At 70.6% G+C, this 22,105-nt stretch carries 23 protein-coding genes and 1 pseudogene; 10 read left to right on the forward strand and 14 right to left on the reverse strand.

Annotation, left to right across the window (positions count from 1 at the left end):
• The first annotated feature begins 167 nt into the window (after positions 1-167).
• From ACIQMV_RS02075 to ACIQMV_RS02105, 7 genes are all read left to right on the forward strand, one after another.
• The gene (locus tag ACIQMV_RS02075) at positions 168-938 is read left to right on the forward strand and encodes a DeoR/GlpR family DNA-binding transcription regulator (RefSeq protein WP_141362098.1); all 771 of its coding nucleotides are present in this window, start codon (positions 168-170) and stop codon (positions 936-938) included.
• 106 nt (positions 939-1,044) lie between these two features.
• Complete coding sequence (locus tag ACIQMV_RS02080; protein ID WP_376501688.1) at positions 1,045-2,406, forward strand: ABC transporter substrate-binding protein; 1,362 nt, start codon at positions 1,045-1,047, stop codon at positions 2,404-2,406.
• Positions 2,403-3,347 (forward strand): carbohydrate ABC transporter permease, encoded by a 945-nt coding sequence (locus ACIQMV_RS02085; protein WP_402590430.1) that lies wholly within the window; start codon positions 2,403-2,405, stop codon positions 3,345-3,347. The genes ACIQMV_RS02080 and ACIQMV_RS02085 overlap by 4 nt, the downstream gene beginning before the upstream one ends.
• The gene (locus tag ACIQMV_RS02090; protein ID WP_402590432.1) at positions 3,347-4,207 is read left to right on the forward strand and encodes a carbohydrate ABC transporter permease; all 861 of its coding nucleotides are present in this window, start codon (positions 3,347-3,349) and stop codon (positions 4,205-4,207) included. The genes ACIQMV_RS02085 and ACIQMV_RS02090 overlap by 1 nt, the downstream gene beginning before the upstream one ends.
• Positions 4,204-5,193: a zinc-dependent alcohol dehydrogenase family protein gene (locus tag ACIQMV_RS02095; protein WP_402590433.1), complete on the forward strand. Its 990-nt coding sequence runs from the start codon at positions 4,204-4,206 to the stop codon at positions 5,191-5,193. The genes ACIQMV_RS02090 and ACIQMV_RS02095 overlap by 4 nt, the downstream gene beginning before the upstream one ends.
• Positions 5,194-5,295: 102 nt before the next feature.
• A complete protein-coding gene (locus ACIQMV_RS02100) occupies positions 5,296-6,519 on the forward strand; it encodes a TerD family protein (protein WP_402590968.1) in 1,224 nt (407 codons plus the stop codon).
• A 47-nt stretch (positions 6,520-6,566) separates the two neighbouring features.
• A complete protein-coding gene (locus ACIQMV_RS02105; RefSeq protein WP_225074115.1) occupies positions 6,567-7,151 on the forward strand; it encodes a TerD family protein in 585 nt (194 codons plus the stop codon).
• A gap of 222 nt (positions 7,152-7,373) precedes the next feature.
• Here ACIQMV_RS02105 and ACIQMV_RS02110 read toward each other — a convergent pair whose 3' ends face one another.
• A complete protein-coding gene (locus ACIQMV_RS02110) occupies positions 7,374-8,807 on the reverse strand; it encodes a hypothetical protein (protein WP_402590435.1) in 1,434 nt (477 codons plus the stop codon).
• Between the two features lie 314 nt (positions 8,808-9,121).
• On the opposite strand from ACIQMV_RS02110, the gene ACIQMV_RS02115 reads away from it, so the two are divergent.
• A complete protein-coding gene (locus ACIQMV_RS02115) occupies positions 9,122-10,951 on the forward strand; it encodes an endonuclease/exonuclease/phosphatase family protein (protein ID WP_402590437.1) in 1,830 nt (609 codons plus the stop codon).
• 34 nt (positions 10,952-10,985) lie between these two features.
• On the opposite strand, the gene ACIQMV_RS02120 is transcribed toward ACIQMV_RS02115, so the two are convergent.
• The 5 genes and pseudogenes from ACIQMV_RS02120 to ACIQMV_RS02140 all read right to left on the reverse strand — a co-directional run bounded on the left by ACIQMV_RS02120 (position 10,986) and on the right by ACIQMV_RS02140 (position 14,377).
• Positions 10,986-11,711 (reverse strand): SRPBCC domain-containing protein, encoded by a 726-nt coding sequence (locus tag ACIQMV_RS02120; protein ID WP_141362080.1) that lies wholly within the window; start codon positions 11,709-11,711, stop codon positions 10,986-10,988.
• A gap of 41 nt (positions 11,712-11,752) precedes the next feature.
• Entirely contained in the window at positions 11,753-12,370 is a 618-nt protein-coding gene (locus tag ACIQMV_RS02125) for a helix-turn-helix domain-containing protein (RefSeq protein ID WP_141362078.1), read from the reverse strand.
• A 186-nt stretch (positions 12,371-12,556) separates the two neighbouring features.
• Entirely contained in the window at positions 12,557-13,030 is a 474-nt protein-coding gene (locus ACIQMV_RS02130) for a DUF3618 domain-containing protein (RefSeq protein WP_402590439.1), read from the reverse strand.
• Positions 13,027-13,509, reverse strand: coding sequence for a phage holin family protein (locus ACIQMV_RS02135; RefSeq protein WP_402590441.1), 483 nt, complete (start codon positions 13,507-13,509; stop codon positions 13,027-13,029). The genes ACIQMV_RS02130 and ACIQMV_RS02135 overlap by 4 nt, the downstream gene beginning before the upstream one ends.
• A gap of 128 nt (positions 13,510-13,637) precedes the next feature.
• A pseudogene (locus ACIQMV_RS02140) lies at positions 13,638-14,377 on the reverse strand (hypothetical protein).
• A gap of 325 nt (positions 14,378-14,702) precedes the next feature.
• Between ACIQMV_RS02140 and dapA the strand changes: the two are divergent.
• A complete protein-coding gene (gene dapA / locus ACIQMV_RS02145; RefSeq protein WP_402590443.1) occupies positions 14,703-15,608 on the forward strand; it encodes a 4-hydroxy-tetrahydrodipicolinate synthase in 906 nt (301 codons plus the stop codon).
• A 695-nt stretch (positions 15,609-16,303) separates the two neighbouring features.
• Positions 16,304-16,477 (forward strand): hypothetical protein, encoded by a 174-nt coding sequence (locus tag ACIQMV_RS02150; RefSeq protein ID WP_402590445.1) that lies wholly within the window; start codon positions 16,304-16,306, stop codon positions 16,475-16,477.
• 133 nt (positions 16,478-16,610) lie between these two features.
• On the opposite strand, the gene ACIQMV_RS02155 is transcribed toward ACIQMV_RS02150, so the two are convergent.
• From ACIQMV_RS02155 to sufC, 8 genes are all read right to left on the reverse strand, one after another.
• On the reverse strand, positions 16,611-16,940 hold the full coding sequence (locus tag ACIQMV_RS02155) for a DUF6980 family protein (RefSeq protein WP_402590447.1): 330 nt from the start codon (positions 16,938-16,940) through the stop codon (positions 16,611-16,613).
• A 235-nt stretch (positions 16,941-17,175) separates the two neighbouring features.
• Complete coding sequence (dapD, locus tag ACIQMV_RS02160) at positions 17,176-18,165, reverse strand: 2,3,4,5-tetrahydropyridine-2,6-dicarboxylate N-succinyltransferase (protein WP_382621310.1); 990 nt, start codon at positions 18,163-18,165, stop codon at positions 17,176-17,178.
• A gap of 109 nt (positions 18,166-18,274) precedes the next feature.
• Positions 18,275-18,826 (reverse strand): TetR/AcrR family transcriptional regulator, encoded by a 552-nt coding sequence (locus tag ACIQMV_RS02165; RefSeq protein WP_402590449.1) that lies wholly within the window; start codon positions 18,824-18,826, stop codon positions 18,275-18,277.
• Entirely contained in the window at positions 18,826-19,146 is a 321-nt protein-coding gene (locus ACIQMV_RS02170; RefSeq protein WP_141362064.1) for a multidrug efflux SMR transporter, read from the reverse strand. The genes ACIQMV_RS02165 and ACIQMV_RS02170 overlap by 1 nt, the downstream gene beginning before the upstream one ends.
• 126 nt (positions 19,147-19,272) lie before the next feature.
• Positions 19,273-19,605, reverse strand: coding sequence for a metal-sulfur cluster assembly factor (locus tag ACIQMV_RS02175; RefSeq protein WP_100569477.1), 333 nt, complete (start codon positions 19,603-19,605; stop codon positions 19,273-19,275).
• The gene (gene sufU, locus ACIQMV_RS02180; RefSeq protein ID WP_141362062.1) at positions 19,602-20,069 is read right to left on the reverse strand and encodes a Fe-S cluster assembly sulfur transfer protein SufU; all 468 of its coding nucleotides are present in this window, start codon (positions 20,067-20,069) and stop codon (positions 19,602-19,604) included. Before sufU ends, ACIQMV_RS02175 begins: the two co-directional genes overlap by 4 nt.
• A gap of 16 nt (positions 20,070-20,085) precedes the next feature.
• Entirely contained in the window at positions 20,086-21,342 is a 1,257-nt protein-coding gene (locus ACIQMV_RS02185; RefSeq protein ID WP_402590452.1) for a cysteine desulfurase, read from the reverse strand.
• A complete protein-coding gene (gene sufC / locus ACIQMV_RS02190; RefSeq protein WP_141362058.1) occupies positions 21,339-22,103 on the reverse strand; it encodes a Fe-S cluster assembly ATPase SufC in 765 nt (254 codons plus the stop codon). Before sufC ends, ACIQMV_RS02185 begins: the two co-directional genes overlap by 4 nt.
• Positions 22,104-22,105: the final 2 nt, after the last annotated feature.

Below are 22,105 nucleotides of genomic sequence, written 5' to 3' on the forward strand. Positions count from 1 at the left end.
CCCCCCTGCAGGTCCGAGGCGGGCACCACCCGAGCCGAACGGGCGTAAACGGACAGGAGCGAGCCCAAAACAAGCCTGGTCAGAACCGCGCACCCGCTGTAGAACATCCGGCAAGGGCCGCACCGGGCCCGAACGGGCATCGAAACCAGGAAGCGGGTGGTCGACCCATGAGCCACGGGACGGCCGAGGAACGCCAGCGCGAAATCGTGCGGTTGGCGCGCGCCACCGGATCGGTCGACGTCACCGCGCTCGCCGCCGACCTGGGCGTGGCCAAGGAGACCGTACGACGGGACCTGCGCTCCCTGGAGGACCACGGTCTGGTGCGCCGCACCCACGGAGGCGCCTACCCCGTGGAGAGCGCCGGCTTCGAGACCACCCTGGCCTTCCGCGCCACCAGCCACGTACCCGAGAAGCGCAGGGTGGCGACCGCCGCCGCCGAACTGCTCGGGGACGCCGAAACGGTCTTCGTCGACGAGGGCTTCACCCCGCAGCTCATCGCCGAGGCCCTGCCCCGGGACCGGCCGCTGACCGTGGTCACCGCCTCCCTGCCGGTCGCGGGCGCGCTCGCCGAGACCGGCACCATCTCCGTGCTGCTGCTCGGCGGCCGGGTCCGCTCCGGCACCCTCGCCACCGTGGACCACTGGACGACGAGGATGCTGTCCGGTTTCGTCATCGACCTGGCGTTCATCGGCGCCAACGGCATCTCCCGCGAGCACGGTCTGACCACGCCCGACCCGGCGGTCAGCGAGGTGAAGGCGCAGGCGGTCAGGGCCGCGCGCCGGGTGGTGCTCGCGGGCGTCCACACCAAGTTCGGGGCGGTCAGCTTCTGCCGGTTCGCCGAAGTCGGCGCGTTGGAGGCGATCGTGACGAGCACCCTGCTCCCGGCGACCGAGGCACACCGCTACTCCCTGCTCGGGCCGCAGGTCATCCGGGTCTGACCGCAGAGTCGCCCGGCACCCCGCTGAATCTCACCCTCCACCCGCCCCGCGAGGCGCTCTCGTCACCCTCAAGTCCCCATTAGTGCCAACATCTCCTGGAGTACCCATGCGAACCCAGAGCCGACGTTCGCCACGGACCCTCTTCGCCGTGGCGGCGGTAGGGACGCTGATCGCTCCGCTCGCCGCCTGCTCGGGCGCCGGCGGGTCCGGATCCGCCGGCGACAGCTCCGTCAACGTCCTGATGGTGAACAATCCGCAGATGGTGGAGCTGCAGAAGCTGACCGCCGCCCACTTCACCAAGGACACCGGCATCAAGGTGAACTTCACCGTCCTGCCGGAGAACGACGTCCGCGACAAGATCAGCCAGGACTTCGCCAACCAGGCCGGGCAGTACGACGTCGCCACCCTGAGCAACTACGAGATCCCGATCTACGCCAAGAACGGGTGGCTGCACCCCCTGGACGCCTACGTCGAGAAGGACACCGCCTTCGACCAGGCCGACATCCTCCCCCCGATGACCCGGGCGCTCACCGCCGAGGACGGCAAGCTGTACGGGGAGCCGTTCTACGGCGAGTCCTCCTTCCTGATGTACCGCAAGGACGTCCTGGAGAAGGCGGGCCTGACCATGCCGGACAAGCCCACCTGGAAGCAGGTCGCCGACCTGGCCGCCAAGATCGACGGCTCCGGCATGAAGGGCATCTGCCTGCGCGGACTGCCGGGCTGGGGCGAGGTCATGGCACCGCTGACCACGGTGGTGAACACCTTCGGCGGCACCTGGTTCGACAAGGACTGGACGGCACGCCTGGACTCCAAGGAGTTCAAGGAGGCCACCCAGTTCTACGTCGACCTGGTCCGCAAGCACGGCGAGGCCGGTGCCGCCCAGTCCGGCTACGCGGAGTGCCTGAACAACATGACCCAGGGCAAGACGGCCATGTGGTACGACGCCACCGCCGGAGCGGGCTCCCTGGAGGCCGACGGCTCTCCGGTCAAGGGCAAGATCGGCTACGCCCCGGCCCCGGTCGAGAAGACCGACGGGTCGGGCTGGCTCTACACCTGGGCGTGGGGCATCCAGAAGGCGTCCAAGAACTCGGAAAACGCCTGGAAGTTCATCTCCTGGGCCTCCAGCAAGGACTACGAGAAGCTCGCCGGCGAGAAGGCCGGCTGGTCCAACGTCCCGGCCGGCAAGCGTGCCTCGACCTACGACATCCCGCAGTACCGCAAGGAGGCCGCCGCGTTCGCGGACGTCACCCGGGACGCCATCGCGAACGCCAAGCCCGAGGACCCGGGCGTGCAGCCCCGGCCCGCGCCCGGCATCCAGTTCGTCGGCATCCCCGAGTTCACCGACCTGGGCACCAAGGTCTCCCAGGAGATCAGCTCCGCCATCGCCGGACGCCAGTCGGTGGACAGCGCCCTGAAGAAGGCCCAGAAGCTCGCCGAGGCCGTCGCCCAGAAGTACGAGGGGTCATGACCCTGACGTCACCGGCCCGCGCCGCCGCCGTCTCCGGACGGCCGGCGGCCCGGCGCTCGAACCGCATGCGCGCCTGGGCCACCCGGGCGCCCCTGCTGCCGGCGCTCGTGTTCATGATCGTCGTCACCCAGCTCCCCTTCGTGGCCACGCTGGTGATCTCGTTCCTCGACTGGAACGCGCTCTACCCCGACCGCCGCCGCTTCGCCGGATTCGCCAACTACGGCAAGGTGCTGAGCGACGCCGACCTGCGCAGTTCGGTGTGGACGACCATCCTGCTGACCGTCACCGTGGTGCTGGTCAGCCTGCTGCTCGGCCTGCTGCTCGCGCTGCTGCTCGACCGCCGCTTCCGCGGCCGGGCCGCGGTGCGCACCATGCTCATCGCGCCGTTCCTGCTGGTGCCGGTCGCCGCCGCGCTGATGTGGAAGCACCTGCTGTTCAACCCGGAGTACGGGCTGTTCAACGGCATCCTGCACGCCATCGGCGGGGACGGGGCGGTTCAGCCGGACTGGATCTCCGAGATGCCGCTGATGGCGGTGGAGGCCGCGCTGGTCTGGCAGTGGACCCCGTTCATGATGCTGATCCTGCTGGCCGGACTGCAGAGCCGCGACTCACAGCTGCTCGAGGCGGCCAGGATGGACGGGGCGAGCGACTGGCAGGTCTTCGTGCACATCACCCTGCCGCATCTGCGCCGCTACCTCGAACTCGGCGTCCTGCTCGGCTCGATCTACATCGTGCAGAACTTCGACGCGGTGTTCACCATCACCTCCGGCGGCCTGGGCACCGCGAACCTGCCGTACACGATCTACCAGACCTTCTACCAGGCGCACGAGAACGGCCTCGCCTCCGCGGCCGGCGTCATCGTCGTGATCGGCTCGATCATCCTGGCGACCTTCGCGCTGCGCGTGGTGTCGTCGCTGTTCCGTGAGGAGGTGTCCCGCTGATGGCCACCACCACCGCCCCGCGGTACGGCCAACCGCGCGGCCGGTTCCGGGGTGCGGCCCTGGGCGTCGTCGCCTGGCTGGCCGGACTCGTGTTCGTGCTGCCCCTGCTCTGGATGGTACTGACGTCCTTCCACTCCGAGGCGGACGCGGCGACCAACCCGCCGTCGGTGGCCGCCGCGCTGACGTTGGACGGCTACCGGCAGTTCTTCGGGCTGACCGGCGGGGCCAGTCCCTGGCCCGCGCTGATCAACTCCATGACCGCCTCGCTGGTCTCCACCCTGCTGACCCTCCTCCTCGCGCTGCCCGCCGCGTACGCGCTGTCCATCCGGCCGGTGAAGAAGTGGACCGACGTCCTGTTCTTCTTCCTGTCCACCAAGATGCTGCCCCTGGTGGCCGGTCTGCTGCCGATCTACCTGTTCGCGAAGAACACCGGCCTGCTCGACAACATCTGGGCGCTGGTCATCCTCTACACGGCCATGAACCTGCCGATCGCGGTCTGGATGATGCAGTCCTTCCTGTCCGAGGTCCCGGTCGCGATCATCGAGGCCGCCCAGATCGACGGCGCCCGGCTGCCGACCGTGCTGGGCCGCGTGGTCGCCCCGATCGCCCTGCCCGGCATCGCGGCGACCGCCCTGATCTGCTTCATCTTCAGCTGGAACGAGCTGATGTTCGCGCGGGTCCTCACGGGTGTGGTCGCCGAGACCGCCCCCGTGTTCCTCACCACCTTCATCACCAGCCAGGGCCTGTTCCTGGCCAAGGTGTGCGCCGCGTCGCTCGTCATCTCCCTGCCGGTGCTCGCCGCGGGGTTCGCCGCCCAGGACAAACTGGTCCAGGGCCTGTCGTTGGGAGCCGTGAAATGAAGGCCGCCGTCATCGAGTCCGTGGGCCGCGCCGTCGTCACCGAGGTCCCCGACCCGACGCCGGGGCCGCGCGAGGTCGTCGTCGAGGTGGCGGCCTGCGGGCTGTGCGGCACCGATCTGCACATCCTCCAGGGCGAGTTCGCGCCCAAGCTGCCGATCGTGCCCGGGCACGAGTTCGCCGGCGAAGTGGCCGCGGTCGGCACGCAGGTCACGGAGGTGTCGGTCGGCGACCGGGTGGCGGTCGACCCGTCGCTGTACTGCTATGAGTGCCGCTTCTGCCGCGACGGGCACAACAACCTGTGCGAGCGGTGGGCCGCGATCGGCGTGACCACCGCGGGCGGCGCCGCCCGGTACGCCGTGGCCCCGGTCGCCAACTGCGTCAAGCTGCCCGAGCACATCCGCACCGAGGACGCGGCCCTGATCGAGCCGCTGTCGTGCGCGGTCCGCGGCTACGACGTACTGCGCACGCGCCTGGGCTCGAACGTGCTGATCTACGGCTCCGGGACCATGGGCCTGATGATGCTGGAGCTGGCCAAGCGGACCGGCGCGGCCAGTGTGGACGTGGTCGACGTGAACCCGGCCCGCCTCGAGACGGCCCGGCAACTGGGGGTGTCGGCGTCCGCGGCGAACGCCGACGAGCTGGACCGGCCGCGGGGCTGGGACGTGGTGATCGACGCGACCGGCAACGCGGCGGCAATCCAGGACGGCCTGGACCGGGTGGCCAAGGCGGGCACCTTCCTCCAGTTCGGGGTGGCCGACTACGCGACCCGGGTGATGATCGACCCGTACCGGATCTACAACCAGGAGATCACCATCACCGGCTCCATGGCGGTGCTGCACAGCTTCGAACGGGCCGCGGAGCTGTTCGCGGCCGGGGTGCTGGACCCCGAGGTCTTCATCAGTGACCGGATCCCGCTGGAGCGGTACCCGGAGGCGCTGGAGCAGTTCGCGTCCGGGGTGGGGCGGAAGATCGTGGTGGTGCCGTAGCGAGGACCGGCCACGGCCACCGAGGACGCTTCACCGCTTCACCCGTCTGCCGGGTAAGGGAACGGTAAAGCGCCCTCGGTCGTTACCTCCCACATGACAGCTATGACCCCCGGCTCGAACATCCCCCTGGCCGCCGCGCGTGTGACGGTGGACGTCGCCGCTCCGGTGCGGCTGGACGTATCGGGCCTGCTGCTCACCGCCGACGGCAAGGTGCGCTCGGACGACGACTTCATCTTCTACAACCAGCCGTCCGGGCCGGGCGTGACCTACCGTTCGGGCGGCGGCGGCGCGCCCGACGCGATCATCGTGGACACCGCCGCGGTGCCGCCGGGCATCGAGAAGATCGTGGTCACCGCCAGCCCGGACGCCGCCGGGCAGTCCTTCCAGGGCATCGAGCCCACGGCCACCATCCGCGACGCGGACAACGGCTCGGCGCTGGCCACGTTCACCCCGCCGCGGCTCGGCACCGAGACGGCGCTGGTGGTCGTGGAGATCTACCTGCGGAACGGCCAGTGGAAGGCGCGGGCCGTCGGCCAGGGGTACGCCGACGGACTCGCGGGCATCGCCACCGACTTCGGCGTGACGGTGGAGGAACCGGCCCCCGCCCCGGTGGCCCCGCCGCAGCCGGTCGTCCCGCCCCAGCCGCTCACCCCGCCGGCCCCGGTGCCCGGCGCGCAGTACCCGGCCGCCCCTCCGGTTCCCCCGGCTCCCCCGGCGCCGCAGGCCTCCGTCCCCGCTCCCGGTGCCGGGAAGGTCAATCTGGACAAGGGCCGGGTCAGCCTCCAGAAGAACCAGACCGTGTCCCTGGTCAAGGGCGGCCGTCCGCTGCTCGCCCGGGTCAAGATGGGCCTCGGCTGGGAACCGGCGTACCGCGGCGCCGACATCGACCTGGACGCCTCGGTCATCGCCTTCGGCCCGCAGCGCAACCACGTCGACAGCTGCTACTTCGGCAAGCTCACCATCCTGAACGGCGCGGTGAAGCACTCCGGCGACAACCTCACCGGCGAGGGCGCGGGCGACGACGAGGTGATCGTGGTCGACCTCGGACGTCTGCCCCAGGAGGTGACCGGCCTGGTGTTCACCGTGAACTCCTTCTCGGGACAGAAGTTCACCGAGGTCGCCAAGGCCTACTGCCGCCTGGTGGACGCCACCACCGAGGAGGAGCTGGTCCGCTTCGACCTCACCCACGCCGAGCCGCAGACCGGGGTGATGATGGCCAAGCTCATCCGGCAGTTCACCGGCGAGTGGGAGATGACGGCCATGGGCGACTTCGTCAAGGCCCGCACCGTACGGAACATGGTGAAGCCTGCGGCCCAGGCGCTGTAGGACAGAATTCGCCTGTCGCAGTCATTTCACCGGAGGATGAACCACACATGATCACGCTGACGAAAGAAGACGGCCCGGCGGACCTGGACGGGGTGACCCACATGTCCATCGGCGTGTCCTGGGACCCCACCGGGGGCACCTCCGGCGGGGTGATGGGCGTGCTCCGCCGCAAGATGGGCACCGACCTCGACCTGATCGCCGTCGCCATGCAGGGTGCGGACCCGGTGCGCCTGGCGGGCCTGGACTCGCTGGACCCCATGGGCAACGGCTCGCTGCTGCACAGCGGTGACAACCAGACCGGCCGGGGCGACGGCGACGACGAGACGGTGACGGTCGAGTTCGCCCGGATACCGCAGAACATCACCTCGATCGTGTTCATCGCCTCGGCGTTCAAGAAGGGCAGTTCCTTCCAGAAGGCGCGCAACATCAGCTTCAAGGTGTACGACGCGACCGGGGGCACCTCCCAGCAGGTCGCCGACATCTGGCCGAGCCTGCTCACCCAGGACAACGGCTGCGCCGTGGCCAAGGCCATACGGGTCGGCGGCTCCTGGAAGCTCGAGGTGATCAACGAGACGGGGAAGATCAAGCAGGGCGACGAGCACGCCCTGATGCGCTTCGCCGTCAGCAAGTGACGCAACGCGGCACATGACCGGACGGCCGCGGCCCGCACGGTGGGCACGGGTCGCGGCCGGTCCATGACCGCGGAACCCGCACCGCGCGGGGGAGACGGTCGCCGCACCGGCCGGGTTCCGCGGCCGCGTGGGCGTACGCTCCGCCACGCGGACGGCCGCCGAACGCGCCGCGTTTCCCCGCCTCCGGCGCGCCCCGGGACACCGCGTGCCCGGATCCGCCGCTCAACTGCCGTGCGCGGACCGGGCCTTGAACGCCGCCTTGCGTGCTTCCTTGGCGGTCTTCTTGTCCGGATGCAGCCGTCCCATCGCCTCCAGCACGTCCGCCGTCTGCGGGTGGTCCACCCGCCAGGCCGCCGCGAAGAAGCCGCTGTGCTGTTCGGCGAGTCCCTCGACGAGAGCGTGCAGTTCCTCGGAGTCGCCCTCGGCCGCCAGTTGGGCGGCCACCGTGTCGATGGTCAGCCAGAAGATCATCTCCTGGGACGGCGCCGGCACGTCGGCCAGACCGCGCTCGGTCAGCCAGACCCGGGCCAGCCCGCCGAGTTCGGCATCGTCGAGCACCTCCCGCAGCGCCGGTTCGGCCTCGGCGCCGACCAGGGACAGCGCCTGCTGGCAGCGCAGCCGCCGCAGCGGCGCGCCCGCGTCCGTGCCGCGCGCTGCGGCGAGCAACTCCCTTGCGGCGGACAGCGGTTCACGGCTCGCCAGCCACTGCTCGGTCTCCGCGTGCGTGGCCGCCGGGGGAAACCCTGCGGTGCCGTCGAGCAGCGCGTCGGCGCCCTTGTCGGCGAGTTCGCCGATCACCGGCACCCGGCAGCCGGCCTCCAGCAGCCGGGTCCGCAGCCCGTGCAGTCCGAGCGGGGTCAACCGCACCATGCCGTAGCGGGCGACGTCCACCTCCTCGACCGGCGTCGACGGCTCGCTCTCGGCCTCCGCCATCAACTCCTCGTCCACCGGCCGGTACTCGACCAGGCCCGCCGGCTCCAGCAGCCGGAACTGGTCGTCCAGCCGCATCATCGCCTCGGAGACCTGCTCCAGTATGTCGTTGGTGGGCTCCCCCATGTCGCTGGGCACGATCATGGAGGCGGCGAGCACGGGCAGCGGCACCGGACCGCCGCCGGACCCGTCCGCGCCGGCCGTCAGCCGGTAGAGGTTGGCGAGCACGCCGTCGAGGAACTCCGCCTCCGTCTCGGGGTCCCAGTCCAGTCCGGAGAGGTCGACCGCGCCGCCCTGACCCACCGCTTCGACCAGCGCGTCCAGATCGGGCACGCTCGCGTCGGCCAGCACGCCCTCGAGGGCGTTCGTCCAGACCGTGAGCACGTCGTGCGGCGAGCCGCCGGTCAGCAGGTCCAGGTCCGGGCCGGGCGCGACGGCGGCCTCGTCCTCGTCCTCGTCGACGATCCGGACGAGCCCGGTGTCCAGGGCGACCCGCCAGGCCTCGCTCGCCCCGGCCGCCGCGCCGTCACCGCTGAGGCCGAGCACCGCGGCCGCGGCGGGCAGTTGCTCCTCGGCCAGCCCGCCGTCGGCGTCGACCCGTGTCCCGTCTCCGGCCCAGCGCGCGAGCCGCGCGGCGCGGGACAGCAGCGGTGTGGCGAGCGCGTCCCGGGCCAGCTCCGGCTCGGAGGCGAGCCGCACCGGCGGGAACGAGGACCTGTCTGACATCGGCTGGTTTCTCCTAGCGGACCGGGGGCCCGGAGGGTGGGAAGCCCACGGGCCGGTAAGTCTGACGACTCAACCGCTCAGCCTAGACGGATTTCGACCCATCCCATCCAGTTCATCTTTCCGCCATGCCCCGTACATGGCCGAAACCTTGACAGCCGCCCGGGCCACACAGGAGATTGACGCGCGTAGATATGTGGAGGCGGCCGTTCCCGTCACGCTCTACGCGCGTGGATTCGTGTGCCTCCGGTCGCGGCCCGCGTCATCGCGTCGCACTCCCCGTCGCCGCGCTCCGTCATGCCCCGAAAGGATCCGCCTTGCCCAGCAAGTCCTCCGCGCGTCTCGCCGCGCTGACCATCGCCGCAGTCTGCTCGGCCGCGTCCACCGTCGTCCTCACCTCTCCCGCGCACGCGGACACCGTGCGCATCCACGACATCCAGGGCACCACCCGAATATCCCCCTACGCGAACCAACAGGTCACGGCCGTCCCCGGCATCGTCACCGCCGTACGCGCCTACGGCTCCACCAGGGGCTTCTGGATGCAGGACGCCAATCCGGACGACAACCCCGCCACCAGCGAGGGCGTCTTCGTCTTCACCAGCTCCACCCCGACGGTCGCCGTCGGCGACTCCGTCACGGTGACCGGCACGGTCTCCGAGTACGTCCCGGGCGGCGCCACCTCCGGCAACCAGTCGGTCACCGAGATCACCAAGCCGACGGTCACCGTCGTGTCCAAGGGCAACCCGGTCCCGGCCCCGGTCGTGATCGACGCCAAGTCGGTGCCCGCCGCCTACGCCCCGGCCGGCGACCCCGCCGCGAAGGGCTCGGTCAACGGTCTGACCCTGGAGCCGACGAAGTACGCCCTGGACTACTACGAGTCCCTGGAGGGCATGAACGTCCAGATCGCCGACGCCCGCGTGGTCACCGCCACCAACCCCTACAGCGAGCTGTGGGTCACGGTGAAGCAGGACGAGAACCGCAGCACCCGCGGCGGCACGGTCTACGGCTCCTACGACTCCCAGAACACCGGCCGCCTCCAGATCGAGTCGCTGGGCTCCACCGCCGACTTCCCCGTGGCGAACGTCGGCGACACCCTCGCCGGTACCACCACCGGCCCGATGGACTTCAACTCCTACGGCGGCTACACGATCGTCGGCAACCAGCTCGGCACGCTCAAGAGCGGCGGCCTGAAGCGCGAGACGACCACCAAGCAGTCGCCGGGCGAGCTCTCGGTGGCCACCTACAACGTCGAGAACCTCGACCCGTCCGACGCCACCTTCGACGAGCACGCCGCCGCGATCGTGCACAACCTCCAGTCGCCCGACATCGTGTCCCTGGAGGAGATCCAGGACAACAACGGCGCCGTGGACGACGGCACGGTCGACGCGAGCGCGACCGTCGGCAAGCTGATCGACGCGATCGTCAAGGCCGGCGGCCCGAAGTACGACTGGCGCTCGATCGACCCGGTCAACGACCAGGACGGCGGCGAGCCCGGCGGCAACATCCGCCAGGTGTTCCTGTTCAACGCCAAGCGGGTCTCCTTCACCGACCGCCCCGGCGGCGACTCGACCACCGCGGTCGGCGTCACCAAGGTGAACGGCAACAAGGCGGCCCTGACGGTCTCCCCGGGCCGGATCAACCCCGCGAGCGACGCCTGGAAGAACAGCCGCAAGCCGCTGGCCGGCGAGTTCGTCTTCCGCGGCCGCACGGTCATGGTGATCGCCAACCACTTCGCCTCCAAGGGCGGCGACCAGGCCCTGACCGCGCAGTACCAGCCGCCGACGCGCAGCTCGGAGGTCCAGCGCCACCGCCAGGCGGCCGAGGTGAACTCCTTCGTCAAGGACATCCTGAAGGTCGAGAAGAACGCGGACGTCGTCGTGCTCGGCGACATGAACGACTTCGAGTTCTCCGACACCGCGAAGATCCTCGAGGGTGACGGCGAGCTGTGGTCGGCGATCAAGTCGCTGCCCAAGAACGAGCGTTACACCTACGACTACCAGGGCAACCTCCAAGTCCTGGACCAGATCCTGATCAGCCCGGCGATCAAGCGCGGCGGCAACTTCGACTACGACAGCGTGCACGTCAACGCGGAGTTCCACGACCAGACCAGCGACCACGACCCGCAGGTGCTCCGGTTCCACCCGTAACACCCGCGTGTCCTGAGGACGGGGTCGGCGGCCGTCAGGCGCAGACCCCGTCCAGCCATTCCCGCCAGGCCAGTTCGTTGGCCTTGGCGTCGGCGTCCGGCGCGAAGTCGTGGACGCTGACGCCGACCGGGGCGCCCCAGTGGTTGCGGCCGAAGAGGCGGATGAGGGCGTCGTCGGTGCGCAGCCCGATGAAGTACGGGCTGCGGTAGTCGAGCACGGCCTCGAACGTCCGGGGCCCCCGCACGGTCACGCGCGCACCCGTGGCCGTGTCGTCGGTGAGCCCGAGCGCCCGGCCCACGGCCGTGAAGGCGTCGGGGGCGGTGGACGCCTCCGGTCCGTCCAGGGTCGCGAAGGCCACCGGGCGCGGCGCGAAGTGCGTCAGGTACTCGCGCAGGGTGTGCAGGTAGAAGTCGGTGTGCTTGTTCGCGCCGTCGTACTGGTTGTCCCAGTCGTCGGTGAAGATGCCGCTGTGCACGTACCGCACCCAGGCGCGGCGGCCGTCGTCACGCGGTTCGATGGTGTGGTCGAGCTGGTTGAGCGACTGGACCGGGAACCCGACGTCCTCGCTGCGGTTGGTGTAGCGGTGCGGCGGGTCCCAGGCGGTGACCGTGGACCCGAACGGTCCGGCGCCGCCCACCCGGGGCTCCGGCGGCTCCATCGGCCACAGGTATCCACCGGTACCGGTCGTGATCGCCTCCCACACCTCCTGGGGCGTGGCGTCGACCTCGAACTCACGGACGATCTCGAATTCCTTGGACATGACGGGCTCCTGCTCGATGACGATCGGGGGGTACCGGGCTGTTACTGGGCTTCGGGTTCCACGGCGGGCGCGGCCTGCTCCTTCACCGTGGGGTGGAAGGCGACGACGATCCGGTGGCCGCGTCCCGCCTCGGCGTCCGGGGCGTCGTACTTGCGGATCAGGGCGGTGACGCCGGCCGTCAGCTCCTCGACGAACGCGGCCCGGTCGGCGGCCGAGGCGAAGCGGACCTCGCCGTCCAGCGCGTAGGTCGCCAGCCGCTTGCGGGCCTTGGCCGCGCCGGTGATCAGCGAGCCGACGTCGCGCACCAGCCGGGCGCCGAGGGCGAGCAGCCAGCGCGCGGAGAGCTGGTCGCGGAAGCGGTCCGGGTCGGGCTGCACGGAGGCCAGGGCCAGCGGGGAGATGACGTACGACGCGGCGGTGGCGCGCATCAGCCGCTCGGTGACGTTGCCCTTGCGGCGCTCGCCGGCCAGCTCGACCAGTCCGTGCCGCTCCAGCGCCTTGAGGTGGTAGTTCACCTTCTGCCGGGGCAGGCCGACCGTACCGGCCAGCATGGCGGCCGAAGCGGGGCCTGCCGCCAGCTCGGCGAGCAGTCTGGCCCTTATGGGGTCCAGGGAGACGGCTGCCGCCTCGGGGTCCTCGATCACGGTGACGTCCAGCATGGGACCCACCCTCCCACCGAAAACTTTTTTTGTCCAGACGGTTCTATTTTTCGGCGGGTCGGTGTGCGGCCGCCGGCACACGGGAAGGCCGCCCCCACCTCTCGGGTGGGGGCGGCCTTCAGGAAGCCGGTGGTCCCGGTGCGCGGTTCCGAAGCGGACGACCTCGACGACGGCGGCCGCACCGGATCAGCGGTCCGGCTGCCACCAGCGCCGCGCCTGCCGCGCGCGCCTGCCGCGCCGGATCAACAGTCCGGCCGCCACCAGGGCCGCCGCTGCCGCGAGCGAGATCATCAGCGGGCGCGGATTGCGGCGGTACACCTCGACCGCGTTGCTCACCGGGGTCCGCTCCTGGAGCGTGTGCCCGGCCCGGCTCGCCCTCTCCTGGGCCTGGTGGCCGGCGTGAGTCGCCCTCTCCTGGACGGCATGCCCGGCCTGCGCGGCGGAGCTGCGCAGCTGGACCGTCATGGCGCCGGCCTTGTCCTTCAGGTCGGCCGCGCGGGCCCTTGCACGGCCCTTCACATCCGCCTTGGCGGCCAATTCCTGAACTGTGTCGCCTAGTTGACTCCTGGTCTGTTCAATCTGATGCCTCAGCTCATCGGGGCCCTTCGCGCCGGCGGGCGGGGTGAAGCCGCCGCCGTCGCCCTGTGTCCTGTCCGTCATCGGTGGCGCGCCCTTTCCTTGATCACCTCAACGTCGGCTTTGACGCTGCCGAGCATCTCCTCCGGTACGGGCCGTGCGGCGCGGCGCAGCTGGGAGCGGCCGACCAGGGCCAGCACGCCCGCGATCGCGAACAGCACGCCCGTCACGATCAGCGCCGCGGCCCACACGGGCAGCACCAGCGAGAGGGCGGCGATGGCCGCGCCGGCGAGCGCGATCAGCCCGACATAGCCGATGGCGCCCGCCGCGCCGAGCAGTTCGCCGCCGCGCCCCATGCGGCGCCCCTTCTCCGTCAGCTCCAGCTTGGCCAGGGTCAATTCCTGCCGTACGAGCTGAGAAAGCTGTTCAGTGGCCCGGTGGACGAGTTCGCCCACCGAATGCTCACCCACCGAAGGTTCGACCTGTGAACGTTCTTCCACAGGAAGTTCGGCAGGCAACCGTTCAGCCACCGAAGGTTCGGCAGGTGAACGTTCGTCCACCATACGGTCGCCTGCCGAGCGGCCTCGCGCTGGGCGTCGCTGGTCGCGCGCAGGCCTCACATCGATCGTCCCGGTCACGGTGTCCGCCTCCTCTCGGTCCGGACCATCCGGGTACCCCGGGACGTCTGCGGCTACCCCTGGCCCGGGCCGCCGGGCCAGGGGTAGCCGATCCGGGCCGGCTGGGCCTGGAACCAGTCGAGGCCCGCCTGCAACAGGGCGGCCTCCGTGACGGGTTCGGGCACCCCGAGCCCTTCGGACCCGGCGAGCGACCCGGCCGGCGCGGACGCGGCCACCGCCGCGGCTACCCGTGCCGGCCCGCCGCCGCCCGCGACGACCCGCAGCCCGTCTCCGGCCGGCCGGGCGAAGCAGGCGCGCGTCACGGACGTACGGCCACGCAGGCAGCCCGCACAGACGGCCGTCGGCGCGCGCCGGCCGGGCCCAGCCGGGCCTGCCCCAGCCCGCGTCGGCCAGGGCGGAGGCGGGCGCCCCGCACGCGCACGGGCCGACCGCCGCCGTGCGCACCCGCTGACGGGCACAGCGGAAACCGTGCTGGTAGACGATGCAGGCGACCGAGGACGGAGACCTCCAGCAGTACGGCGCTCCGGTGCTCGGTCGTGCCCAGCAGGGCCTCGGCGGCGGCGCGTTCGTGCACGCAGTGGAACCCGCAGTCGCACAAACGGGCCGGTACCGGCGGCCGTGGACGCTGGACGCAGACCGCGTCCGCGTCCGCGACGACGCCGTACGGGAGCGCGCCGCCGAGCGACCCACCGGTGAGGCGGACCCGGGTGCCGTCGTGGGACAGCACCGGGTGGGCGATCTTGTATCCGGTCGGCGGCTCCGTGGGGCGTTCCGCGGGCAGCCGCAGCCTCATCGGGCGGCCGGAGCCTCTTCGGGCGGCCGGAGCCTCTTCGGGCGTGGCGGCGGCCCGCGGTTCCTGGAGCAGCTGGATCTCCTGGACCGCCTCGGGGAGTCCGGCCTCCTCCTCGCGGACCGGCGACCGCTCCTCCGCGACGCCGGTGGCCAGCGCCTTGCCGAGCTTCATGACTGCTCCCGTGCCTGCCCATCGGCGACTTCCTGCCCATGGTGACGCATCACGGCGGCTTCGGCGCAGGGCATCGTCACTCCAGCTCCACTTACAGATATCCGGTAGAAGAATTAAGTGGAGCTTCACGGTCGCCCCTGTCGACACTGCTTCCATGACGACGACCACAGCCACTCCCGCCCCTCCCTTCGGCCGCGCCCTGTGCGCCATGATCACGCCCTTCACCGACTCCGGCGCGCTCGACCTCGACGGCGCCCAGCGGCTCGCCGACCTGCTGGTGACCGAGGGCTGCGACGGTCTCGTGCTGAGCGGTACGACCGGCGAGTCGCCGACCACGACGGACGCCGAGAAGTCGGCGCTGGTCCGGGCCGTGCGCGAGGCGGTCGGGGAGCGTGCCTCGATCGTGGCGGGCGTGGGCACCGCCGACACCCGGCACACCGTCGAGCTGACGCTCGCGGCCGAGAAGGCGGGCGCGGACGGCGTGCTGGTGGTGACGCCGTACTACAGCAGGCCGCCGCAGGACGCCGTGGAGGAGCACTTCCGCACGGTGGCGGACGCCTCCGAGCTGCCGGTGGTGCTCTACGACATCCCCGGCCGCACCGGCACGCGCATCGAGCCGGACACCATGCTGCGGCTGGCCGCACACCCCCGGATCGTGGCGGTCAAGGACTGCTCCTACGACTTCCTCGGTACCCAGAAGGTGCTGTCCCGCACGGAGTTGGCGTACTACGCGGGCTGCGAGGAGCACATCCTCGCGCTGTACGCGGTGGGCGGCAGCGGATACATCAGCACGGTCGCGAACCTCGTTCCTCGCCAACTGCGCTCGATCCTTGACGCCTTCGACGCGGGCGACACCGCCCGCGCCGCCCGGCTCCAGCAACAGGCCACCGAACTGATCGAGTCGACGATGGCCGCCGGCCTGCCCGGTACGGTCACCGTCAAGGCACTGCTGAACGACCTGGGCCGGCCCGCGGGCCCGGTCCGCGCCCCCCTGCGCCCCGCCGGCCGCGAGACGGCCGACGGACTGCGGTCGGCGTACGAACGGCTGCGGGCGGCGTGATCCCCGCGCACGCGCACGCCATGACGTGACGTCAGTTGTGGCTGTTGAACGAGATGCGGGTCAGGGGGCCAACCGGCCCCGTGGGCCGTCTCGGGGCCCTCTCGGGGCTGTCCTCGGTACTGTCCGGGTTCCGGAACGGCCCGCATGATGGCGCTCGCCCGGGCTCGTGGCGACCTGGTCGAGGTACTGGACGCCGACCACATGCTCAGCCCCGGCGCGCCACCCCGAGGCATCGCCGTCCTGACCGAGCAGAGCGAGGCCGCCTGGACGACCTCACGCGTCCTCGGCCCACGGCCAGACGGTTCGACCGCCGGCTTCGAGGGCGACCCTCCGGCCGGACCGATCGCCCGGGGCGCAGTCCTGGAACGCTGGCGGACACACGACTACAGGGGGCAGGTGCGTCCGGCGACCCTGTGCGCACGGCGCGACCGTGTCACCGCGCCGGGAGGATGGATGGCGCTGCCAGCCCCTGAGGACACCGGCCTCCTGGCAGCCCTGAACGCCGTGGGCACCAATGCCGCCATGAACCCTGGGTCGTGTCGCCGGGGCCGTAGGGCCTCCGGACTCCCGCCGGAAGCGCCCCGTGCCTGGCGGGAGATACTTGTTTGCTGTCTTTTGACTCACCACGCCATCTCATTCCCATGCCGGGACGTATCACCTTCGAAAATGTCTCAGGCATATGCCGGAGGAATGCCATGGCAATCTTCAACGCTCTCTTCCCCGCCCTGGGTCGTGACCACGGGGACCACGGCCACGGGGGCCACGGGGACCGGGACCACGGCGACCGCGACCACGGGGACCGCCACCACGGCGACCGCGACCACGACCGCGACCACGGCGACCGGGACCACGGTGATCACGGTTACTGATTTCTACAACCACCAGTGACTCGAAAGAGCGGAGCGGACCGGAGCCCAAGGGAGCCGGCCCGCTCCGTGTGAGCACCGGGCGAAGTCGCCGGGCTGAGCCGGCCGACATGGGCGGGCCGCCGTACCGCCTCCGTCACCGTTGGTCCTGGCGTGGGGAGGCGAGCCAGCGGCCGTCCTGGAACTCGGCGGGGAGCTCGTCCTCCCATGGATCGATCCCGCGGCGCTCCAGCTCGTCGAACCACCGGTCCCGCTGCGACTCGGGGAGACGTCGTCCGCACCAGGGACAGAACTCGATCGTGATGCTCGACCTGCCGCCGTCATGAATGATCAGCCCGTACTCCTGGAACGCGGCGCTGAAGTCGATCAGCGCGTCCGGGCAGGCGAAGGGGTCGTCGTGCTCGTCGCAGCGCACGTCAACGCGGTCGGCCATCGCCTCGCAGCAGTGACGGGTGTGATCGGTCATGACGTCGGCTTCTCGTTGATCGGCACCATGCCCTGAAGTAGATCACGGTCTGTGATGATCACCAGGTGGCACGGTACGGGCCTGCGGATGTCACCCGACGCACGAGCGCCCTCCCGGGCCGTCCTCGGGCCGTGGAAGGGCGCTCAACGATGACCAACACCGACCGCTGCCGACAGCTCAGCAGCAGGTCAGGACATTGATCGATGAGGCGGCCGCAGGTCACGGCCGCCGTTGATCAGTTGTGGCTGTGCAGGATCTCGTTCAGGCCGCCCCAGACGGCGTTGTTCGGGCGGGCCTCGACGGCGCCGGTGACCGAGTTGCGGCGGAAGAGGATGTTGGAGGCGCCGGACAGCTCGCGCGCCTTGACGATCTGGCCGTCGGGCATCGTCACCCGGGTGCCGGCAGTGACGTACAGACCGGCCTCGACCACGCACTCGTCGCCGAGCGCGATGCCCACGCCCGCCTCGGCGCCGACCAGGCAGCGCTCGCCGATGGCGATGATCACGTTGCCGCCGCCGGAGAGCGTGCCCATGGTGGAGGCGCCGCCGCCGATGTCGGAGCCGTCGCCGACCACGACGCCCGCGGAGATGCGGCCCTCGACCATGGAGGTGCCGAGGGTGCCCGCGTTGAAGTTCACGAAGCCCTCGTGCATCACGGTGGTGCCCTCGGCGAGGTGCGCGCCGAGCCGTACCCGGTCGGCGTCGGCGATGCGAACGCCCTTCGGGGCGACGTAGTCGGTCATGCGCGGGAACTTGTCGATCGAGGTCACCTGGAGGTGCAGGCCCTCCGCGCGGGCGTTGAGCCGCACCTTCTCGATGTCGTCCACGGCGACCGGGCCGAGCGAGGTCCAGGCGACGTTCGCGAGGTGGCCGAAGATCCCGTCCAGGCTCTGGCCGTGCGGCTTGACCAGCCGGTGCGAGAGCAGGTGCAGACGCAGGTAGACGTCGTGCGCGTCGATCGGCTTCTCGTCGAGCGAGGCGATGACCGTACGGACCGCGACCACCTCGACGCCCCGGCGCGCGTCCGGCCCGATCGCCGCGGTGGCGCCGTCGCCGAGCAGCTCCGCGGCCCGCTCGGCGGACAGCCGCTCGCTGCCGGCCGGGCCGGGCTGGTCCGTCAGCTCGGGGGCGGGGAACCAGGTGTCGAGAACGGTGCCGTCGGCGGCGATCGTGGCGAGTCCGGCGGCCACGGCACCGGTGGTGCGGGGAGCAGTCGTGTCGGTCATAGAAGGAAACCTAACGTGAGGCGGCGCCCACCGGCGAACCGGTGCCATGGGCGTCTCATGTGCCGGTCAGGGGCGCGCCGGGTGGGGCGATGGGTGCGCCGCCGCCCGCTCAGGTGTCCGCGGACGGCGGGATCATCCGCCTCAGGATCTCGCGGGCGTAGTTCTCGTCGTACGGGGTTCCGGTCAGCAGCACCTGCAGGCAGATGCCGTCCATCAGGGCCACCAGGGCGCGGGCGGTGGTCGGGTCGGTGCGGCGGGAGAGCAGGGTCGCGACGTCCTCGGCCCACTCGGCGGCGACCGGACGGAGCGCGGGGCGGCGCAGGGCGGCGAGATACAGCTCGTACTCCAGCTCGACCCCGGTGCGATCGCCGGACAGCCACTCCCCCATCCAGCCCGCGAGCGCCTCCGCGAGGTCGGTGCGCGGGTCGTCCAGACCACCGCGCGCGGCGATCACCTTGGCGAAGCCGTCGCTTGCCTGCCCGAGGGCCGCGACCATCAGCTCGTCCAGCGTCCGGAAGTGGTACGTCGTGGAGCCCAGCGGTACGTCCGCCTCCGCGGCCACCGTGCGGTGGCTCAGCCCGGCGAGTCCCCTGGCGCCCACCACACGGAGCGCCGCGTCGATGATGCGCTGCCGCCGCTCGGGGTCGTGCCGCCGGGCCATCAGTGGGCCCCGCCCAGGCTGAGGACGACCACTCCACCGATGATCAGCACGATCCCGGCGACCTTGGCGAGGCTCATCCCCTCCCCGAACAGCACCAGGCCGAGCGCGGCGACGGCCGCGGTGCCGATGCCGGACCAGATCGCGTAGGCCGTGCCGATGGCCACGGTCCGCAGCGTCTGGGCGAGCAGCACGAAGGAGAGCACGTACCCGACGACGGTCACCAGCGAGGGCCCGAACCTGCTGAAGCCGTCGCTGTACTTCATGGCCGTCGTGGCCGCGACTTCCGCGGCGATGGCACCGAGGAGCATCACGTATCCCATGCGGGCGAGCGTATCCGCCGATGTGTACGGCCGTACATATCCAGGGTGGCGCGGTGTGGTCATGGGGGCTAACGGCGAACGGCGAGGTCCCGGTGGACCTCGCCGTTCGCCGTTCGCTCGTGGATCTCAGACGTTGAAGCCGAGCGCCCGCAGCTGCTCGCGGCCGTCGTCCGTGATCTTGTCGGGGCCCCACGGCGGCATCCAGACCCAGTTGATGCGCAGCTCGTTGACGAGGCCGTCCGTGGCGGACTTGGCCTGGTCCTCGATGACGTCGGTGAGCGGGCAGGCCGCGGACGTCAGGGTCATGTCGATGGTCGCGATGTTCGACTCGTCGACGTGGATGCCGTAGATCAGGCCGAGGTTGACGACGTCGATGCCCAGCTCGGGGTCGACGACGTCCATCAGGGCCTCTCGGAGCTCCTCCTCCGAGGCCGGCTTCATCTCCACGGTCTCGCTCATGCGCTCTTCCTTTCGGCGTCGGCGCCGCCCAGCGCCTGGGCCGTCGCGTCCTTCCAGGCCATCCAGCTCAACAGGGCGCACTTGACCCGGGCCGGGTACTTGGACACCCCGGCGAACGCCACCGCGTCCTCCAGGACGTCCTCCATCGCGTCGTCGGGCTCCAGCCGGCCCTTGGACTGCATCAGCTCCAGGAAGGTCTCCTGGATCTTCTGCGCCTCGGCCAGCTCCCTGCCGACGAGCAGTTCGTTCAGTACGGAGGCCGAGGCCTGGCTGATCGAGCAGCCCTGGCCCTCGTACGAGACGTCCTTGATCGTCGTGCCGTCGTACTTCACTCGGAGGGTGATCTCGTCGCCGCACGTCGGATTCACATGGTGCACCTCGGCGTCGCCATCCCTCAGACCACGCCCGTGCGGGTTCTTGTAGTGGTCCAGGATGACTTCCTGGTACATCGAGTCCAGCTTCATGCGATCGCTCGTCCCGTCAGCCGAAGAAGTTCCGTACGTGCTCCAGGCCGTCGACCAGAGCGTCGACCTCGGCCGGCGTGGAGTACAGATAGAACGACGCTCGCGTGGTCGCAGGAATTCCGTACCGCAGGCACACCGGCCGCGCGCAGTGGTGGCCCACGCGCACCGCGATGCCCTGCTCGTCGAGGACCTGGCCCACGTCGTGCGGGTGGATGTCACCGAGCGTGAAGGAGATCGCCGCGCCCCGGTCCTCGGCCGTGGTCGGGCCGATGATCCTCAGGTCGGGAACCTCCGCCAGCCGGCGCACCGCGTACTCGGTGAGCGCGTGCTCGTGGGCGAGGATCTTGTCCATCCCGATCGAGTTCAGGTAGTCGATCGCCGCGCCCAGACCGACCGCCTGCGCGATCGGCGGCGTGCCCGCCTCGAACTTGTGCGGGGCGGGGGCGTACGTCGACGAGTGCATCGACACCGTCTCGATCATCTCGCCGCCGCCGAGGAACGGGGGCAGGTCCTCCAGCAGCTCCTGGCGGCCCCAGAGCACGCCGATGCCGGTCGGGCCGCACATCTTGTGGCCGGTGAAGGCCACGAAGTCGGCCTGGAGGGCCTGTACGTCCAGCGGCATGTGCGGCGCGGCCTGCGAGGCGTCGATGCACACCAGCGCGCCGACCTCCTGCGCGCGGCGCACTATCGCCTCGACCGGGTTCACGGTGCCGAGGATGTTGGACACCAGCACGAAGGAGACGATCTTCGTCTTCTCGGTGATGACCTCGTCGATGTTGGACAGGTCGAGACGGCCGTCGTCGGTGAGGCCGAACCACTTCAGCTTCGCGCCCGTGCGCTGCGCCAGCAGCTGCCAGGGAACGATGTTGGAGTGGTGCTCCATCTCCGTGATGACGATCTCGGTCTCGTGGTCCACCCGGTAGGGCTCCTCGGCCCAGCCGAGCATGTTCGCCACGAGGTTGAGCGACTCCGAGGCGTTCTTCGTGAAGATCACCTCGTCGCGGCTCGGCGCGTTGACGAACGCGGCGACCTTGTCGCGCGCGCCCTCGTACAGCGCCGTGGCCTCCTCGGCGAGCACATGCACACCGCGGTGGACGTTGGCGTTGTAGCGCTCGTAGTACTCGCTCAGGGCGTCCAGCACCTGGCGCGGTTTCTGCGAGGTCGCCGCGTTGTCCAGGTACACGAGCTTCTTGCCGTCGTGGACCAGCCGGTCCAGCACGGGGAAGTCCTTGCGGATCGCCTCTGTGTCGAGGAGGCCCGGCAGCTGTGTCACGCGGATGCGCCACCCTTCACGTATGCCTCGTAGCCCTCGTTCTCCAGCTTGTCCGCGAGCGCGGCGCCGCCGGACTCGACGATCCGGCCGCCGGCGAACACGTGGACGTGGTCGGGCTTGATGTAGCGCAGGATGCGCGTGTAGTGGGTGATCAGCAGGGTGCCGACCTGGCCGCTCTCGCGGACCCTGTTCACGCCCTCCGACACGATGCGCAGGGCGTCGACGTCGAGGCCGGAGTCGGTCTCGTCGAGGATCGCGATCTTCGGCTTGAGCAGCTCCAGCTGGAGGATCTCGTGCCGCTTCTTCTCACCGCCGGAGAAGCCCTCGTTCACGTTGCGCTCGGCGAAGGCCGGGTCCATGGAGAGGCGCTCCATGGCCTCCTTGACCTCCTTCACCCAGGTGCGCAGCTTCGGCGCCTCGCCGCGGATGGCGGTGGCGGAGGAGCGGAGGAAGTTGGAGACCGAGACGCCGGGGACCTCGACCGGGTACTGCATCGCCAGGAACAGGCCCGCGCGGGCGCGCTCGTCGACGGACATCTCCAGGACGTCCTCGCCGTCGAGGGTGACGGAGCCGCCGGACACGGTGTACTTGGGGTGGCCCGCGAGGGCGTAGGCGAGGGTCGACTTGCCCGAGCCGTTGGGGCCCATGATGGCGTGCGTCTCGCCCTGCTTCACGGTGAGGTCGACGCCCTTGAGGATCTCCTTCGTGGCGTTGTCGGCCTCGACGGTGACGTGCAGGTCTCGGATTTCAAGCGTTGCCATGG

The sequence above is a fragment of the Streptomyces sp. NPDC091412 genome (genome assembly GCF_044756885.1).
Taxonomy (GTDB): Bacteria; Actinomycetota; Actinomycetes; order Streptomycetales; family Streptomycetaceae; genus Streptomyces.